The organism is Caulobacter segnis (assembly GCF_023935105.1).
GTDB classification, from domain to species: domain Bacteria; phylum Pseudomonadota; class Alphaproteobacteria; order Caulobacterales; family Caulobacteraceae; genus Caulobacter; species Caulobacter segnis_B.
In genome coordinates this window covers 2,572,344-2,589,991 of sequence record NZ_CP096040.1, presented here as the reverse complement: position 1 = coordinate 2,589,991, position 17,648 = coordinate 2,572,344, and the positions used below count along the sequence as shown (strand labels likewise).

Annotated in this window: 11 protein-coding genes; 8 read left to right on the top strand and 3 right to left on the bottom strand. The window is 67.3% G+C overall.

Features of this window, described 5'->3' with window-relative positions:
* Nucleotides 1-102 precede the first annotated feature (102 nt).
* Both MZV50_RS12345 and MZV50_RS12340 read left to right on the top strand, forming a co-directional pair.
* Nucleotides 103-798 (top strand): helix-turn-helix transcriptional regulator, encoded by a 696-nt coding sequence (locus MZV50_RS12345; RefSeq protein ID WP_252634951.1) that lies wholly within the window; start codon nt 103-105, stop codon nt 796-798.
* Between the two features lie 46 nt (nt 799-844).
* A complete protein-coding gene (locus tag MZV50_RS12340) occupies nt 845-1,363 on the top strand; it encodes a glycine cleavage system protein R (protein WP_252634950.1) in 519 nt (172 codons plus the stop codon).
* Here the strand turns inward: MZV50_RS12340 and MZV50_RS12335 are convergent, their stop codons facing one another.
* Complete coding sequence (locus tag MZV50_RS12335; protein WP_252634949.1) at nt 1,364-4,465, bottom strand: amidohydrolase family protein; 3,102 nt, start codon at nt 4,463-4,465, stop codon at nt 1,364-1,366. It abuts the gene before it with no gap.
* 172 nt (nt 4,466-4,637) lie between these two features.
* A complete protein-coding gene (locus tag MZV50_RS12330) occupies nt 4,638-6,872 on the bottom strand; it encodes a TonB-dependent receptor (RefSeq protein WP_252634948.1) in 2,235 nt (744 codons plus the stop codon).
* 298 nt (nt 6,873-7,170) lie between these two features.
* Between MZV50_RS12330 and MZV50_RS12325 the strand changes: the two genes are divergently transcribed.
* Nucleotides 7,171-8,838: an amidohydrolase gene (locus MZV50_RS12325; protein ID WP_252634947.1), complete on the top strand. Its 1,668-nt coding sequence runs from the start codon at nt 7,171-7,173 to the stop codon at nt 8,836-8,838.
* Here the strand turns inward: MZV50_RS12325 and pdxR are convergent.
* On the bottom strand, nt 8,835-10,313 hold the full coding sequence (gene pdxR / locus MZV50_RS12320; protein ID WP_252634945.1) for a MocR-like pyridoxine biosynthesis transcription factor PdxR: 1,479 nt from the start codon (nt 10,311-10,313) through the stop codon (nt 8,835-8,837). The two genes, MZV50_RS12325 and pdxR, sit on opposite strands and share 4 nt — an antisense overlap.
* A 191-nt stretch (nt 10,314-10,504) precedes the next feature.
* Here pdxR and MZV50_RS12315 point away from each other — a divergent pair, with 191 nt between their 5' ends.
* The 5 genes from MZV50_RS12315 to MZV50_RS12295 all read left to right on the top strand — a co-directional run bounded on the left by MZV50_RS12315 (nt 10,505) and on the right by MZV50_RS12295 (nt 17,396).
* Nucleotides 10,505-11,140, top strand: a complete 636-nt coding sequence (locus tag MZV50_RS12315) for an FMN-binding negative transcriptional regulator (protein ID WP_252634944.1) — start codon at nt 10,505-10,507, stop codon at nt 11,138-11,140.
* A gap of 271 nt (nt 11,141-11,411) precedes the next feature.
* A complete protein-coding gene (locus MZV50_RS12310; protein ID WP_252634942.1) occupies nt 11,412-14,840 on the top strand; it encodes a response regulator in 3,429 nt (1,142 codons plus the stop codon).
* Nucleotides 14,837-15,673, top strand: coding sequence for a CheR family methyltransferase (locus MZV50_RS12305; protein WP_252634940.1), 837 nt, complete (start codon nt 14,837-14,839; stop codon nt 15,671-15,673). Before MZV50_RS12310 ends, MZV50_RS12305 begins: the two co-directional genes overlap by 4 nt.
* Nucleotides 15,670-16,245, top strand: a complete 576-nt coding sequence (locus MZV50_RS12300; protein ID WP_252634938.1) for a chemotaxis protein CheB — start codon at nt 15,670-15,672, stop codon at nt 16,243-16,245. The genes MZV50_RS12305 and MZV50_RS12300 overlap by 4 nt, the downstream gene beginning before the upstream one ends.
* Nucleotides 16,242-17,396 carry a hybrid sensor histidine kinase/response regulator gene (locus MZV50_RS12295; RefSeq protein WP_252634937.1) on the top strand — a complete coding sequence of 385 codons (1,155 nt, stop codon included), beginning with the start codon at nt 16,242-16,244 and terminating at the stop codon, nt 17,394-17,396. The genes MZV50_RS12300 and MZV50_RS12295 overlap by 4 nt, the downstream gene beginning before the upstream one ends.
* The last annotated feature ends 252 nt before the right edge of the window (nt 17,397-17,648 follow it).

Genomic DNA, 17,648 nt, shown 5'->3' with positions numbered 1-17,648 from the left:
CGGCGATCGACGAACGTCGACGATCGTGTTAACCCCACACCAAGGTTTGAATATCAACGTTTCGTTGAAAGACAGCGCTAGGCGCCTCGACCACACGCTCGCATGAAAGATTCAACCGCCGTGCATGACGAACAGGCCCTGCTGGGCGTCCTCCAAGGCGTGGCCAAGGCGCTGGAGTGCGCCGTGAACCAGCACACCGAGGTGGTGGTTCACAATCTGCGGCAGCCCGAGTCCTCGATCATCGAGATCATAAACGGCCACGTCAGCGGTCGCCACGTAGGCTCGGCGATCATCGCCGGCCCCGCCGAGGACAAGGCTTTCGACACCCTTGTGGCCAGCAAGGCCGCCGCCCATCCCAACGAGGTGCGCGTCGTCGCGAACTATACGTCCAAGGCCAGCGACGGACGGTCGCTCCGGTCTTCATCGGTGGTGATGTTCGACGCCGACGGCGTGCCGGCCGCCGCCCTGTGCGTGAACGTCGACATCGGCGCGATAGAACGCCTCCAGCGCGACATCCAGGGCGCGTTGATCCCGACCGTGCTGCCGCCCCTGCCCGCCCCTCGCGCCGAGACCAATATCGAGGACCTGATCGAGGAGATCATCGTTACGGCCCTCGATGGCGCCGGCGTGCCGGTCGAGCGCATGTCCAAGGCCGAGAAGAAGACCGCCGTCTCGATCATGCACGAACGCGGCCTGTTCGTGATCCGGGGCTCGGTCGAGCGCGTGGCCGCGCGCCTGGGGGTCACCAAGTTCACCATCTACAACTATCTCGACGAGATCGGCGCCAAGCGGTCCTGACCACGGGGCATTGACGGGCGGCGGCGAGCATGGCTCGTTCGCGCCCATGGCGATCATGATCCTGAGCGTTATCGGAAGCGACCGACCCGGCCTGACACAGGCCTTGGCGCGCGCGGTGCTGTCGGCCGGCGGCAACTGGCTGGAAAGCCATCTCAGCCGGCTGGGCGGCCTCTATGTCGGCTCGGTGCTGGTCGAGGTGGAGGCCGGCGACGTCGACCGCCTGCACGCGGCCGTCGCCGAGGTGGACGCCCAGGGCCTGGAAGTGCGGATCGCGCCCACGGTCGAGACGGCGGACACGACCGGTGACACCGTGCGCTTGAGCCTGGTCGGCCAGGATCGGCCTGGCATCGTCCACCAGGTGACGGGAACCCTCAGCGGCCTAGACGCCAATATCGAGGCCTTCGAGACCCACCTCAGCGTCGAACCCCACTCCGGGGCGCCGCTATTCCACATGGACGCGGTTCTGCGCCTGCCGGCCCACCTCAAGGCCGACGCCGTCCAGACCGCACTGGAGGCGATCTCGGCCGAGATCATGGTCGACATCTCGCTGACCCCGGCTGGATAGCTACTTCGCGCTCGGCGGCGCCTCGTCGGCGAACCATTGCGCCGGCAGCGAACGGTTGACCGGCCAGACCTCATCCAAGGTCGCGGCGTCATAGAGCCGGCCGTTCTTCATCACCTGGCCCAGTTTCTCGACATTGGCGATGTCGGCCAGCGGGTCGGCGTCGAAGATCAAGAGGTCGGCGAACTTGCCGGGCTCCAGGCTGCCGATGTCGTGGGTCCGACCGATGGCTTCGGCCGAGCCCATCGTCGCCGCGCGGATCGTCTCCAGCGGCGTCGCTCCGCCCGAGGCGAACAGCTGCATCTCCCAGGCGAAGCCCAAGCCCTGCACCTCGCTGTGGCTGCCCAGACCCACCACGCCGCCGGCGCGCTGGATCTTCAGGGCGTCCCTGGCGAAGCTGGCGTAGGACATGTTCTCCGGCGGCGTCCAATGGCGGTCGCCCAGCTTGGCGCCCATGACGCCCGGCGGCATGAAGCGCTTCAGACGCGGCTCGTCCTGCGGCCGGCGGGTGATGATCAGGTCGAACAGCGGCGGCTCGCCGCCGTAGAGCACGTTCAGGGTCGGCACCAGACTGGTGCGCGACTGGGCGAACAGCTGCACCACGTCCTCGCGCAACGGCGACACCGGCAGAGCGTGCTCGTTGCCCGAGAAACCGTCCAGGGCGTGGGTCAGGTTGAGGTTCAGGTCGGATGCGCCCTCGGTGGTCGGCATCATGCCCAGCGCCTTGGCGGCCTCGACCATGTACTGCCGCTGGGCGCGGTCGCCGACCATGTACGACTTGATGTTCCGCGTCCGGTACTCATCGCGATAGCGCTTGAGCACGTCCTCGGCCTCCACTTCGGAGTCGATCCGGCTGGCGGTGAACACCCCTGGCCCGGTCGAATAGAGGCGCGGCCCCAGCGTCACGCCGGCGTCGGCCATGTCCTGGTAGACGAACTGGTCGTTGGTGAAGGTCTGCGGGTCCAGGCTGCTGGTGATTCCGAACGACAGGCTGACCAGGAACGACCAGGGCTGCGGATCCTGGATCTGGCGGCGGATGTCGAACCAGTGGGCGTGGGCGTCGATAAAGCCGGGGGTGATCACCCTGCCGGCGACGTCGCGGACCACCGCGCCCTTGGGCAGTGGCGTCGCGCCCGCCTTGCCGACCGAGACGATGCGGCCGCCGGACACGACCACGTCGGCGTTCTGGATCACTTCGTCGCCGCGCATGGTGACGACCGTAGCGCCCCGCAGGACGATCACACCGTCCGGCGTGTCGCGCGGAACCTCGACCGGCGCGCGGACCGCCAGGGCCTTGGCCTCGCTGGCCCCGGGCGCGGCGTGATCGACGTCGGCCAAGGCGATCTTCCGCAGGGTCGCGCCGACCGTCCAGACGATCGACTTGCCGCCGTCGGCCCAGTCGAAGAAGTCCGCGCCGATCTTCGTCAGCTTCACGAAGCCGGACGTCGCCGTCTCCAGATTGACCTCGGGCGTCTTGCCGTCGGCGGCGGCCGGAACGTCGACCAGATAGAGCTCCGAGGCCGTGCGGACGAGGGCCTTGTCGCCGACGGGGCTGAGCTTGATCTCCTCGGCCGGAACCTGGACGCCGACATATTGCGACCAGGCTCGGGCCTTGCCGACGAACTCGGCCTTCGGCTTGGCGTCGCTTCCGTCGAGGGCGACAGACTGGACGCCGGCGCCCGAGTAGAATCGCACGCGCGCCGGGTCGGCGCCGAACGCCAGCAGGCGCGCGGAGGACGTGTGGGCGACCATCTGCTGGGCGCCGCCGGCCGAGGACAGGCGCACGATGTCGGTCGGCCATTCAGGCGAGGCCTCGCTGGCGCGGCGCAGGCGGTCGTACTGGCTGGACTTCAAGGCCACGACCACCGCGCCGTCCGGCGAGAAGGTCGGCTCGGTGTAGAAGGCGCCGTCGTTGGTCAGGCGCGCGGCCTTGCCGCCCGCCGCCGGGACACGCCAGATCGCGCCGCCCTCGCGGGGATCCCAGGTGACGAAGACCAGCGCCTTGCCGTCTGGCGACCAACGCGGCTGAAACGCCTTGTCCGGCGCCCCCTTTACCTTGTCCGGCTTGCTCCCCGGTTTCAGGTCCTGGACATACAGGCCGCCCAAGGCCGTGAACGCGAAGCGTTTGCCGTCCGGCGAGACGCTGGGAGCCTGAATCAGGCGGACGCGGACTGGGCCGGTCTCCTCGACCTGGCTGACGCGGGTCAGGGGCCCCAGGCCAAGCTTGGCGTGGACCGTGAACGGGATCGGCGTCGCCGCGCCGGTGGCGATCTCGATGCGACGCAACTTGCCGTCGACGCTGGCGATCAAGGCCTTGTCGTCGGCGGTGAAGGTGAAGCGCGGCGTCAGGCCGGCATAGTAGCCCTGCTCCTGGCCGTCGTGGTCGATCGGAAAGGCCAGCCAGCGGTCGCCGCCGGTCGCCAGTTCGCGCAGGCGCAGGCCGGTCTGGTTCCGCCAGCGGCTGGCATAGGCGATGAAGCGGCCGTCGTGCGACAGGGCCGGACTCATCGCCCCGCCCTGTCCCTGGATGATCACGTCCTCGACGTCGGTCTGGAGATCGCGCCGGGCGATCGACCAGTTGGGCGGCGCCTTCTCGGTCCAGGTGTGGCCGGTCTTGCGGGCATAGTAGACGTAGCGGCCATCGGCCGAGATCGCCGCGCCCATGGCGTTGACGCGGTTGTCCCAGTCCTCACCGTTCGGCTGGGCCTTGACCACGACCTTGCCCTCGGTCCCGTCCAACGGAAACCGCCAGAGCTCGAAGGCCAGCACCGGGTGCTTCATGCGCGAGACGTAGATGGCCGCGCCGCCGGGCGCCCAGACGGGCGTCGCGAAGACGGTGAGCTTGTCCTCGCGGCTGATCTGGCGCGGATTGGAGCCGTCGGCGTCGGCGACCCACAGGTTGGTGACGCCCGACCGATCACTGATGAAGGCGATCGACTTGCCGTCCGGCGAAAAGACCGGCGCCGTCTCGAACGCTTGGCCGGTCAGCACCGGGCGCGCTTCACCGCCTTTGGCGTCGAGCGCGTAGATGTCGCCCAGCAGGTTGAACAGGATCGTCTTGCCGTCGGGCGAAACGTCCGGCTGCATCCAGGTCGCTTCGCTCAACGACAGATCCAGCGTGCGCGTCGGCGTCAGGCTGAGCCCGAGCGCCGGCGACGCTGCTGACGACCGGGTCCCCATTCCCGCTGCAGCGAGCATGGCCGTCGTCAGAAGAAGGGCGCGGCGAACCGCTTGCGAGGCTTGAAGGGTTCGCCGCATGTTACTCGCTACTCGGCCTCTAGAAGGTCACGTCCACCCGAACGCCCGCCGTCCGCGGCCGCACGATCGAATAGGCCGGAGCGGCCTGGTCCGTGAAGGGCGCATTGAGGATCCCGTACTCGTTGGTGAAGTTGTTGACGAAACCCAGCACCCGCACCTTGTCGGTCGGGGCGATCGAGGCGCGCAGGTCGAAGATGTTGAAGTCGCCGCGCGTGTTCGGATTGCCGAACGCCACAGGGGCCTTCGAGAGGTAGCGGTGGGCGACCTCGAAGGTCGGCTGTAGCGAGACCTCGGGGAACTCAAACGACAGGGTGTTCGAGGTCGACCACTTGGACGAACCCGGCAGGGTCGTTCCGGCCGCGTAGCCGCCGCCGACCGCGAAGCTGTCAGGCAGCATCGTCGTCAGCTTGGCCTCCTGATAGGTCGTGCTGTTGCTGAAGGTGATGTGCTGGCTGACCTTGAACTGGCCAGCGAACTCGACGCCGTCGACCTTGGCCGAGCCGGCGTTGGTCACGTACGAATAGAAGTACGGCGCGGCGGTGAACAGACGGGCCTGGATGTCCTTCCACTTCAGATGGAAGACCGAGATGTCCAGGGACAGGCGGTTCTCCAGCAGCGTGGTCTTCAGGCCGGCCTCGTAATTGTCGACCGTGTCGCTGCCATAGCTGGTCGGGATGCCCGGCAGGATCGCCGCGTTCGGGTTCGGGCCGCCGACGCGGAAGCCGCGCGAATAGGTGGCGTAGGCCATGACGCCCTTCTGCGGCCTGAAGGCCAGGGTCACCTTCGGCGTGAAGCCGTCTTCCTTCTGCGACGTGCCGAAGGTGGAGGCGGTCGGCGAGTAGCTGCCCGCACCCAGGCTGCCGGCGGCGTTGGTGATCGTGGCCGTGTTCTTGGTGTCGTAGTAGCGGCCGCCGACCGTGATCTCCCACTGCGGATTGAACTTGTAGGACACCTCGCCGAAGATCCCGAAGTCCTTGTTCACGGTGTCGGAGATGTAGCCGTAGATCGCGTCGCCGGGCGCCAGGACCGACCCGCTGTAGCCGCCGAAGTCGCCAGGGTGGGCGGTGATGTAGGCGGCCGCGCCGGGTTGATAGATGCGGTCGGCGCTGGACTTCTTGGCGCGCATGTAGCTGGCGCCGATCAGCCACTTCAGGCGGTCGTCCTCCTTGGAGGCCAGGCGCCCCTCGAAGGTGTCGATGTCGGCCTTGGCCGCGCCGAGGCTGTAGGCAGAACCCGAACCGGTCGTGACGCCGGTCACGTAGGCGTACGGGTAGGAATAGGTCGTGCTGTTGGTCTTGTGGTTGGTCGAGCCGAGCAGGGTCAGGTCCGCGAAGCCGACGTCCTGGTCCAGGCGCAGGCTGTTGAGCCAGAAATCGGTCTCCTGCGGTTCGGCCCGCGCGGAGTTGCGGACGTAATCGTGCGACAGGTAGGTCTGGTCGTCCAGCAGGCTGTCCTGATAGGCCGACAGGAAGGTCAGCTTGGTCCCTTCGGCTGGGGTGAACACCAGCGAGCCGCGCAGGCCGCGCGTGCGGAAGTCGTTGACCCCGTCTTCCTTCGTGCCCGGATTGTCCAGGAAGCCGGCGTCGAAGCGCTGAAGACCGGTCAGTCGCACACCCAGCTTGTCCTCGATGATCGGGATATTGACCATCGCCTTGATGGCGTAGTTGGCCTGGCCGGCGTTCTTGGTCGTCCCCACCAGCCCCGAGGCCGCCGCCTGGTATTGGCTGGTGTTGGCCATCTTGGCCACGTAGTTGACCAGACCACCCAGGGTCGAGGAGCCGAACAGCGTGCCCTGCGGACCACGCAGCACCTCGACGCGATCAAGGTCGAAGGTGTCGACGTCGGGGATGCCGATCGGGAAGCCCGGCTCCACCACCACCACTTCGTTCAGGTAGTAGCCCGTCGTGGTCTGGCCCTGCTCGTGATAGGTCGTCGCCGCGATGCCGCGCACCACGACCTCGGAGATGCCGGGCTGGTAGTCGTTGAAGGTCACGCCCGGCAGGCGAACGATATAGTCGGCCAGGCTGTTGGCGTTGACCTTCTGCAGGTCGGCGCCGCTGACCGCGCTGATCGGGATGGCGACGTCGCGCACGCTCTCGTTCCGCTTGGTCGCCGTGACGATCAGGGCGTCCAGCTCGGTCACCGGCGTGGCGACGGTCTGGGCGCTGACGCTGGTGGTGACGCCCAGCGATAGGCCGGCGGCGATCGCGCACGCCGACAACGACGCCGCGCTCATGAGAGTGGTCTTACGCATATCTCGATCCCCTGAGTTCGAGGTCGCCGGCGAGATGACCGACGCCCCTGTGCTTGAAATCCCTCGCCCCGCGGATGCTCGACGGCCGGCTCGCCTGTTCGCGATGGCTCGACCGGTCCTCACGGCTTCCGCGAGACTGAGGCTTGCCCTTTCATGGCGGAGCAAAAACATCCAAAAACGGCAGGCCGAGGGGACCAAGCCGCATCGACTGGACCCGTAAGCGGACGCGGATTGGATGTTCCGGCCTCAGAGCGAAGCGGTGCAGGCTGGCCCGACCAAGTGAGACGACGAGGGGTCCATGATCGATCGACGCAGCCTTCTTTGCACGGGCCTGGGCGCGGGCCTCATGACGCTGACGCCGCTGCGGGCCCTGGCAGCCGAGCGCGGCCTGGACGTGGCCCTGGTGAACGCGCGCGTGTGGACGCCGGGCGCGGGCGGGACCAGGATGTCGGCCGTCGGGATCGTGGGCGAACGGATCGCCGCCGTCGGGGCCGATCAGGTTAAGGCGCTGACCAGCCCCAGGACCAAGGTCATCGACCTGAACGGCGCGTTCCTGATGCCGGCCTTCACCGACAACCACACTCACTTCCTGATCGGCTCGACCACCCTGTCGCAGGCCGATCTGCTCAGCGCCAAGGACCGCGCCGATTTCGCCGCCCGTATTGGGGCGGTGGCGAAGGCCCGGCCCGGCAAGTGGATCTTGGGCGGGTCATGGGACGAACAGCGACTGGGCGGCGCTCTTCCGACTCACGAGTGGATCGATGCGGTGACACCGGACACGCCGGTCGCCGTGCCCCGCACCGACCTGCACATGTACCTGCTGAACACGGTCGCGCTGAAGCTGGCCGGCATCACCCGTGACACCCCCGATCCGCCGGGCGGGGTCATCGTGCGCGACGCCAAGGGCGAGCCGACGGGCGTGATCAAGGACAACGCCAAGGCGCTGGTCGAGCGCGTGATACCGGCGCTGAGCGACGCCGACACCGACGCCATCATGCGCCAGGGCATCGCCCACGCGCTGAGCAAGGGCGTGGCCCAGATCCACAATCCGGAACTGGACTGGCGCACCTACGACTCGTTGCGCCGCCTGCGCGCCAAGGGCGAGACGGACGCGCGCTTCTACGCCTTCGTCCCCCTGCCCGACTGGGAGAAGATGGCGGCCATCGTCGCCCAGGAAGGCCGGGGCGACGACTGGGTGCGCTGGGGCGGGCTGAAGGCCCTGGCCGACGGCTCGCTGGGCTCGCGCACGGCGGTGTTCCACGACCACTATGACGACGCGCCCGACCAGACTGGCGTACGCGTCACCACCTTGGCCAACCTGCGCGAATGGATCACGGCGGCCGACAAGATCGGCCTGCATGTGACCACCCACGCCATCGGCGATCAGGCCAATGACGATGTCCTGGACATCTATGCCGAGGTCGAGAAGGTGAATGGCGTCAGAGACCGCCGCTTTCGCATCGAGCACGCCCAGCATCTTAGCCAGGCCGCTATCCAGCGCTTCGCCAAGCAGAAGGTCATCGCCTCGGTCCAGCCCTATCACGCTATCGACGATGGCCGCTGGGCCATCAAGCGCATCGGCGCCGAACGCCTAAAGGGCACCTATGCTTTCAAGTCGCTGATGGACACGGGCGCGACGGTGACCTTCGGGTCTGACTGGCCGGTGGCGCCGCTGGATCCGCTGACCGGTCTCTACGGCGCGGTGACCCGCCGGACGATCGACGGGGCCAATCCGAACGGCTGGCTACCCGAGCAGAAGGTCAGCATGGAACAGGCCCTGACCGCCTACACCATCAACAACGCCTTCGCCGGCTTCATGGACGATCGCGTCGGCAAGATCGCGCCCGGCTACTACGCCGACCTGACGGTGCTGGACGCGGACCTGACCACGATCGATCCGCTGAAGATCCCCGACGTAAAGGTCCTGCACACCTTCGTGGGCGGCAAGGCGCGGTACTCCGCCTAGATCCCGGCTGCCTTGGCGAGGGTCCGCAGCGCCCTGCGGGCCTCGTCCTCGCGCAGGCTGGCGAAGCCGATGCGCAAGCCCCGGCCCGCGTCCTCGCGAGTCGCGAACGAGCGCGACGAGGCCAGGCGCACGCCCAGGTCCGGCGCATGGGCCTCGATGCGGTCAAGATCGTTCTCGTCCGGGAAGGTCAGCCAGAAGGCCAGCCCGCCATCGGGGGTCTTGAACCGGACGCGGTCGCCGAAAGCCTCCGCGGCCGCCTCGGCGAAGGCCAGGCGGCGGGCGGCGTAGACTTGGGTGGCCTTGCGGGCATGGCGGCGCAACTCGCCGCTCTCGATCAGCTCCGCGGCGGCGTCCTCGGTCAGGGCGTTGCCCATGCCGTCGGTCAGCGACACGGTGTGCGCCACCGCGTCGATGAAGGCCTTGGGCGCGGCGATGTAGCCGATCCGCAAGGCCGGCAGCAGCAGCTTGGACAGCGAGCCTGCATAGATCACGTAGGACGGCGCGTAGCTGGCGATCGGCAATAGCGGTTGCGACTCGAAGTGGAACTCGTGGTCGTAGTCGTCCTCGATGATCGCGAAGTTGAACTGCCGAGCCAGCAACAAGAGACGCAGCCGGCGCTCGGGTCGCAGGGCGACGGTGGTCGGAAACTGGTGGTGCGGGGTCAGGAAGATGGCCTTCACGCCCCCTTCCCGGCATCTGCGCTCGACGTCTTCGACATCGACGCCCTGGTCGTCCAGACCAACCGCCTCGACCCTGGCCCCGCAGGCGCGGAAGGCGGCCACAGCCGGTTCGTAGGTCAGGCTCTCGACCAGCACCGTGTCGCCGGGCGAGATCAGGGTGCGAGCCGCCAGGAAGATGGCGTTCTGGCTGCCGCGCGTGATGCAGATGTTCTCGGGTCCCACCGCCAATCCGCGCTCGGTGCGCAGCATGGCGGCGATCCCGTCCCGCAAGCTCGCAGAGCCACGCGGATCGCCATAGAGCATGCGGTTGTGCCGCGCGGCCCGCTGGATCGCCGAACGATAGGCGCGCCCCAGGACTTCTTCCGGAAAGAGCCGGCCGTCGGGCGAACCCTCGTCAAGGCGCGTACGGGTGTCGCTGGGCAGGGCCAGGGGCCGGGCCGGCGGCGCGTGGAAGGCGTAGGCGGGCGCCTTGGCGTCGACGCTCTCCACCGTCAGCTCGGGTTGGACCGAGCGCGCCGGCGCGGACTTGGGCAGGACGTCCGAGACCATGGTGCCGCGCGTGCCGTGTGACGTCAGCCAGCCCTGGGCGATCAGATCCTCATAGGCCAGCACTACGGTCTTGCGATTGACGCCCAGCATGGTCGCCAGACCCCGGCTGCTGGGCAGGTAGGCCCCCGAGGTCAGCCGCCCGCGCTCGATCTCGTGGATCAGACCATGGACGATCTGCAAATAGAGCGGCGTCGGCTTCGAAGCATCGACGACCTCGCCAAGCGCCATGTTCCACGGACGCGCCATTGGCCCCCTCCACGCATTACCTTCCTTCTTCTTATGGGTCCAACATGCGCCCTTGCCAGCGCGACGGCAATCGTCGGGCTGGACCCGTGACGCTCTCAGTCTTGGTGCTTGTTCGGCGCCAGCCGCTTTCCGATTGTGCCCAGGAAAGCAGCGGCGCCCGCGTCCGGCGCGCCGCCGAGAGAACAGAGCGCATGCCCGAGTCGACGCGGTCCGACGTCCCCTCTCCCGACCCCTTTCGCGGCGGGCCGGACGACGTGATCGCGTTGATCAACGAGTTTCCCCTGGCCTGGGTCGCGCCGCGCGACGACCAGGCCGCACGGGTCGCGACCCTGCTGCCGCTGCTGGCCGACATCGACGTCGAAGGCCAGGTCGTCTCGCTGCTGGGCCACATGGCCAAGCGCAATCCGCTATACGCCGCTCTTGAGGCCACGCCCTCGGCGACGATCTTGTTCACCGGTCCCCAGGCCTACGTTTCACCGGCCCTGGTCTCGACGCCGACCTGGGCGCCGACCTGGAACTACGCCCAGGTTCGCATAGAGGCCGAGATCCGCTTCCGCGCCGACCTGGGCCATGAAGCGCTGGAGCGACTGACACGGTTCATGGACACCGGCGACCAGACGGGCTGGTCGCCGCGCGATGTCGGCCCCCGCTATGAGGCCATGGAGCGGGCGATCATCGCTTTCGAGGCGCGCGTCACCGGCATCACCGCCAAGTTCAAGCTAGGCCAGGACGAGACCGACCTGTCCTTGAGGGAAATCCTTGCCAGCCACCCCGATCCGGTGCTCGCCCGTTGGATGCGCCGGATGAACGCGGGACGCCAAGTCTGACCGCGCCAGACCGTCCGAACTCGGATCATCGTTCAAAAATGACCATCTCGGAACCTATGCCGTATCGCGGCGTTTGAGCCCCACGCGCCGGAGCGCGTACGGGGGCATCGTGTATTCACCGCTGACGACCATCACGCTGGATTCCGGCGCGACGTGCATATGTCGACAAGGCCCGATCATTGCCGCCGACCGTCGATTTTCGCTGCACGAACCGCCAGCCGCCCGATAGACATCCCTCATCTCCTCCAGCGTCTTCGCTTTCGAGTCCCCCATGTCGTTGAACAAACCTCACCGCGCGTCCTCTTCACGGTCGAGGGTCGAACTCTGGTCCGCGCTGGGGCTGGGCGTGGTTCTGGCCTTCTTCGTGGTCAGCGGCTTGATCGCCTATCGCAACGTCGAGAGCCTGCGCGGCAATAGCCAGAAGATCTGGCATACGCACGACGTGCTGATCGCGATCGACGAACTGTTGTCGACGATGCAGGACGCCGAGACCGGGCAGCGCGGCTATCTGCTGACGGGCAACGACAAATACCTGGAGCCCTATCAGGTCGCCGTCGCCGACGTGACCACGAAGGTCGAGACCGTCGGCGCTCTGACGCGAGACAACCCCGTCCAACAGGACAACCTCGACCTGCTCAAGCGCCACATCAACGCCAAGTTGGCCGAGCTCGACCAGACCGTGGCTCTACGCCGCGACAACAAGTTTCAGGCGGCGCTGGCCATCGTCGCCGCCGACCGCGGCAAGATCGAGATGGACGCCGTCCGCCGCCAACTCGGTGTCATGCAGCAGGAGGAAAACCGCCTGCGCGACATCCGCCTGGCGGAAATGGATGGCGCCTATCGAACGGCCCTGTTCAGCGGCGTGCTTTCCAGCCTGCTGGGCGCGGCCCTGACCGTCCTGGTGTTCTATCTGGTCCGCCGCGCCGCCCGCGCTCACGTGCGGGGCGAGTGGTTGCAGGCGGGCCAGGTGGGCCTGGGGTCCGCCATGATGGGCGATCAGTCCGTGGAGGGGCTGGCCGACAGCATTCTGACCTTCCTGGCGCAGTATCTGGGCTTCCAGGCCGGCGCGGTCTTCAAGGGCGAAGGGGGCCGCTTCAATCGCGTCGCGGCTCTGGGCGTTCCAGCCGACGCCAGCACGCCCGTGCGCTTCAATCTCAAGGAGGGGCTGCTGGGCAAGGTCGCCGCCGAAGGCGAACCCACCGTCATCCACGACGTGCCCGAAGGCTACATGACCATCAGCTCGGCCCTGGGTCAGGACAAGCCCCGCCACCTGGTGCTGGTGCCCACCCGCGCCGACGGCGTGGTCAACGCCGTCATCGAACTGGGCTTCCTGCATGCGGTCGACGAGCGCGCCCTGGAACTGCTGACCCAGGCGTCGGCCTCGATCGGCATCGCTCTGCGCTCGGCCCGCTATCGCTCGCAACTGCAGGACGCCTTGGAGGAAACCCAGCGCCAGTCGGAGGAGCTTCAGGTCCAAAGCGAGGAGCTGCGGGTCTCCAACGAAGAACTCGAGGAACAGGGCCGCGCGCTCAAGGAGTCGCAGACGCGCCTCGAACAGCAGCAGGTCGAGCTGGAACAGACCAACAGCCAGTTGGAGGAACAGGCCCAGACGCTGGAAACCCAGCGCGACGAGCTGGAGCGCACCAGCGCCGCGATCGCCCTGAAGGCCCGCGAATTGGAACAGGCCAGCCAGTACAAGTCCGACTTCTTGGCCAACATGTCCCATGAACTGCGGACGCCGCTGAACTCGCTGCTGATCCTGTCCAAGCTGCTCAGCGACAATCCCAACGGCAACCTGACCGGTGAGCAGGTCAAGTTCGCGCAGACCATCGAGTCCTCGGGCAATGATCTCCTGACCCTGATCAACGACATCCTGGACCTGTCGAAGATCGAGGCGGGTCATCTCGAGGTGCGACCGGAGAGCTTGCCCCTGCAGCGCCTGACCGGCGACCTGAAGCAGCTGTTCCAGCCGGTCGCCGACGCCCGCAGGCTGGACTTCGAGATCCACGTCGCCGAGGCCAGCCCGGCCGTGATCGAGACCGACCGTCAGCGCCTGGAGCAGATCCTCAAGAACCTGCTGTCCAACGCCTTCAAGTTTACCGAGACCGGCGGCGTCCGGTTGGACATTCGCCCTGTTGACGCGGGTCGCCTGGTCTTCGCGGTCAAGGACACCGGCATCGGCGTGCCGCCCGAGCAGCAAGAAAGCATCTTCGAGGCCTTCCGCCAGGCCGACGGCACCATCAGCCGCCGCTACGGCGGCACGGGTCTTGGGCTGTCGATCTCGCGTGAACTGTCGCGCCTGCTGGGCGGCGCGATCACGCTGGAAAGCCGGGCGGGCGAAGGCAGCACCTTCTCGATCACCATCCCCCTCGCCTACGACCCCGCCAAGGTGGCGTCACGCGAGCAGCCGACACGCGCGGAACCGGTCGCCCCCGCCGTCCAACCCCGCGCCCCGCGCGCCTCGCCCCTTCCCAAGGCGGTGGAGGACGACCGCGAACAGCTGACAGATACACGACGCGTGCTGCTGGTCGTCGAGGACGACGACAAGTTCGCGGGCATCGTCCGCGACCTCTCGCGCGAGATGGGCTTCCAGTGCCTCGTCGCCTCCACCGCCGAGGAGGCCCTGAGGCTGGCCCGCCAGTTCAAGCCCAGCGCCGTGGTCCTGGACGTGGGCCTGCCGGATGAATCGGGCCTGATGGTCCTGGATCGCCTGAAGCGCGATGACGCCACCCGCCACATCCCGATCCACGTCGTCTCGGCCGCCGACCACAGCCAGACCGCCCTGTCATTGGGCGCCATCGGCTACCTGGTCAAACCGGTCAAGCGCGACGACTTGGCGAGTGTGCTCAAGACCCTGGAGGCCAAACTCGACAGCACCGTCAGGCGCGTCCTGATCGTCGAGGACGACCCCGTGCAGCGCGACGCCGTCGGCAAGCTGCTGTCGTCCGGCGACGTCGAGACGGTCGGCGTCGGCACGGCGGCCGAATGTCTGGAGCAACTGCGCCGCCAGACCTTCGACTGCATGGTGCTGGACCTGTCTCTGCCCGACGCCTCGGGCTATTCGCTGCTGGAGACGCTTAGCCAAGAGGGCGATCACGCCTTCCCACCGGTCATCGTCTATACGGGCCACGACCTGTCGGCCGACGACGAGCAGCGCCTGCGCCGCTATTCCAGCTCGATCATCATCAAGGGCGCCAAGTCGCCCGAGCGCCTGCTGGACGAGGTCTCGCTGTTCCTGCACCAGGTGGTGTCGGAGCTGCCGGCCGAGCAGCAGAAGATGATCCAGAAGGCCCGCAACCGTGACGCCGTGCTGGAGGGGCGTCGCGTGCTGATCGTCGAGGACGACATCCGCAACGTCTATTCGCTGACCAACGTGCTGGAGCCGCGCGGCGCCGTTGTCGAAATCGCCCGTAACGGCCAGGAGGCCATCGAGGCGCTGGACCGTTCCGCCGAGGATCCTTCACGCGCCATCGACCTCGTGCTGATGGACGTGATGATGCCCGTGATGGACGGCCTGACGGCCGCCCAGCGGATCCGCGAAGACGGTCGGTGGGAGAAGCTGCCGATCCTGATGCTGACCGCCAAGGCCATGCCCGACGACCAGGAACGCTGTATCGCCGCCGGCGCCAACGACTACATGGCCAAGCCCATCGATGTGGACAAGCTGCTCTCGCTGGTCCGGGTCTGGATGCCCCGGTGAACGATACCGTGACCGCCACGACCGAGGACCTGGAGATCGAGCTTCTGCTGGAAGCTCTGTACCAGCGCTATCACTATGACTTCCGCCACTATGCCCGCGCGTCGATCAAGCGCCGCATGATCCACGCGCGCAGCCAGCTCGGCTTCCCGACCATCTCGGCGATCCAGGACCGGGTGCTGCACGACCCGGCGATGCTGCCGCGCCTGCTGGACTTCCTGACGGTGCAGGTCAGCGACATGTTCCGCGACCCGTCCTACTTCAAGGCGCTGCGCGAGAAGGTGCTGCCGCATCTTCGGACCTATCCGTCGCTGAAGGTCTGGATCGCCGGATGCAGCGCCGGCGAGGAGGTCTATTCGCTGGCCATCCTTTTCAAGGAGGAAGGCCTCTACGACCGGACGATCTTCTACGCGACCGACATCAATCCCGAGGCCCTGGCCGCCGCCGAGGCCGGCGTCTTCCCGCTGGACCGCATCCGCAAGTTCACCGAGAACCACCGCAAGTCGGGCGGAAAGTCATCGCTCTCGGACTACTACACCGCCGCCTATGGCCGCGCGGCCTTCGACAAGAGCCTGCGCAGCCGGGCCGTGTTTTCCGACCACAGCCTGGTCACCGACGCCGTCTTCGCCGAGATGCACCTGATCTCGTGCCGCAACGTGATGATCTATTTCGATCGTCCGCTGCAGGACCGCGCCGTCGGGCTGTTCCGCGAGTCCCTGACCCGCAACGGCTTCCTTGGCCTCGGCTCGAAAGAGAGCCTGCGCTTCTCCGCGCACGCCCCGGCCTTCTCCGAGTTCGTGGCGGGCGAGAAGATCTACCAGAGGCGCGAACGATGACCGAGACGCCCGTCAAGGCCGTCGCGATCGGTGCGTCGGCCGGCGCTGTCCAGGCGCTGCTGGCCATACTGCCCAAGCTGCCGGCGCGCTTTCCCCTGCCCGTCCTGGTGGTCGTGCACGTGCCGCCGGATCGCGACAACGCGCTGGCGCCGCTGCTGCAGTCCAAGTGCAAGGTGCTGGTCAAGGAGGCCGAGGACAAGGAGCCGATCGAAGGCGGCGCGATCTATCTCGCGCCGTCGGACTATCACCTGCTGGTCGAGACGGACCGCACGCTGGCGCTGTCCACGGACGAGCTGGTGAACTATTCGCGCCCCTCGATCGACGTGTTGTTCCAGAGCGCGGCGGACGCCTATGGCCCGGAATTGCTGGGCGTCATCCTCACCGGCGCCAATCACGACGGCGCGGCGGGACTGAAAGCCATTCGCGACGCCGGCGGCGTCGCGATCGTGGAAGATCCGACCGGGGCCTACGCCGCCGCCATGCCTCTGGCGGCCCTCGAGGCCTGCCCAACCGCAACCATCATGAATATCGATGCGATCGCATCGTACCTGTCGAGTCTGGGGCCCGCATGACGATGGCCGATAAGCCGATCAACTTCCTCCTGGTCGACGACCTGGAAGAAAACCTCCTGGCGCTGGAAGCCCTGCTCCAGCGCGAAGGCCTGACCTGCCTGAAGGCGCGCTCGGGCGAGGAGGCGCTGGAGCTGCTGCTGGCGCACGAGGTCGCCCTGGCGCTGCTGGACGTGCAGATGCCCGGCATGGACGGCTTCGAGCTGGCCGAGTTCATGCGCGGCAGCGAGCGCGCGCGCCACATCCCGATCATCTTCGTCACGGCCGGCAGCGCCGACCTGCAACGTCGCTTCCGCGGCTACGAGGCCGGCGCCGTCGACTTCATCCAGAAGCCTATCGAGCCGACAGCTCTGCGCAGCAAGGCTAACGTCTTCTTCGATCTTCACCGCCAACGCCTGCAGATCCAGGCCCAGCGTGACGAGCTGGAGGCCGCGGCCCAGGCGCTGAGGCGAGCGGATCGGCACAAGGACAGCTTCCTGGCGGTGCTGGCGCACGAGCTGCGCAATCCCGTCGCCGCCCTCAGCGGCGGCCTGCACCTGCTGAACAAGGACATCTCGCCCGAGCGCAGCCAGGACATCCGCGTGCGCATGGATCGCATGCTGACCCACCTGTCGCATCTGGTCGACGATCTGTTGGACGTCTCGCGGGTCAGCCAGGGCAAGATCTCGCTGAAGCGGGAACGGATCGAACTGCGCGAGATCTTGCGCTCAGCGATCGAGGCCAGCCAGCATAACCTGGACGCGGCGGGCCACCGGTTCGTGTTCGAGCCGCCCGGTCAGGCCATCTGGCTGGACGCGGACCATACACGCCTGGCCCAGGTGGTCTCCAACCTGCTCAACAACGCCGCCAAGTACACGCCGTCGGGTGGCGTGGTCACTCTGTCCGCGCAAGCGCGCGACGGCGTCGCCGAGATCAAGGTGACCGATACCGGAATCGGCATCCCGCCGGAGATGCAATCGCGGATCTTCGAGATCTTCGCCCAGGTCGAGGATCACCTGGCCAAGGCCCAGGGCGGTCTCGGCATCGGGCTGGCGCTGGTCAAGCAGTTGGTCGCCCTGCACGGCGGCGCGATCTCCGTCGAGAGCGCGGGCGAGAACATGGGCAGCACCTTCACCGTCCGCATCCCGGCCATTGCCGACGGGGACCTCGCCTAGGCGCTCGCCGGAGGTGATGCACATCTTCGGCGGACTGCCGCCTTTCGATCTCGGCCGGACCAGGATGGAAATGGAGCGGACCCGCGCGCCCTGCGAGCAATCGTAATAGCGATCGGGCCTCCAGCTGGTCCCCACGGAACCGCAGGGGTGGCCCATTGCCACTTCAAGCCTCTGGCGGTACCGCAACGGTGTCCGGATCCAGGTTGATGATGTCGCACCGCTCCGCGTTCTTGCGTTCCGCCGCTACCTCCC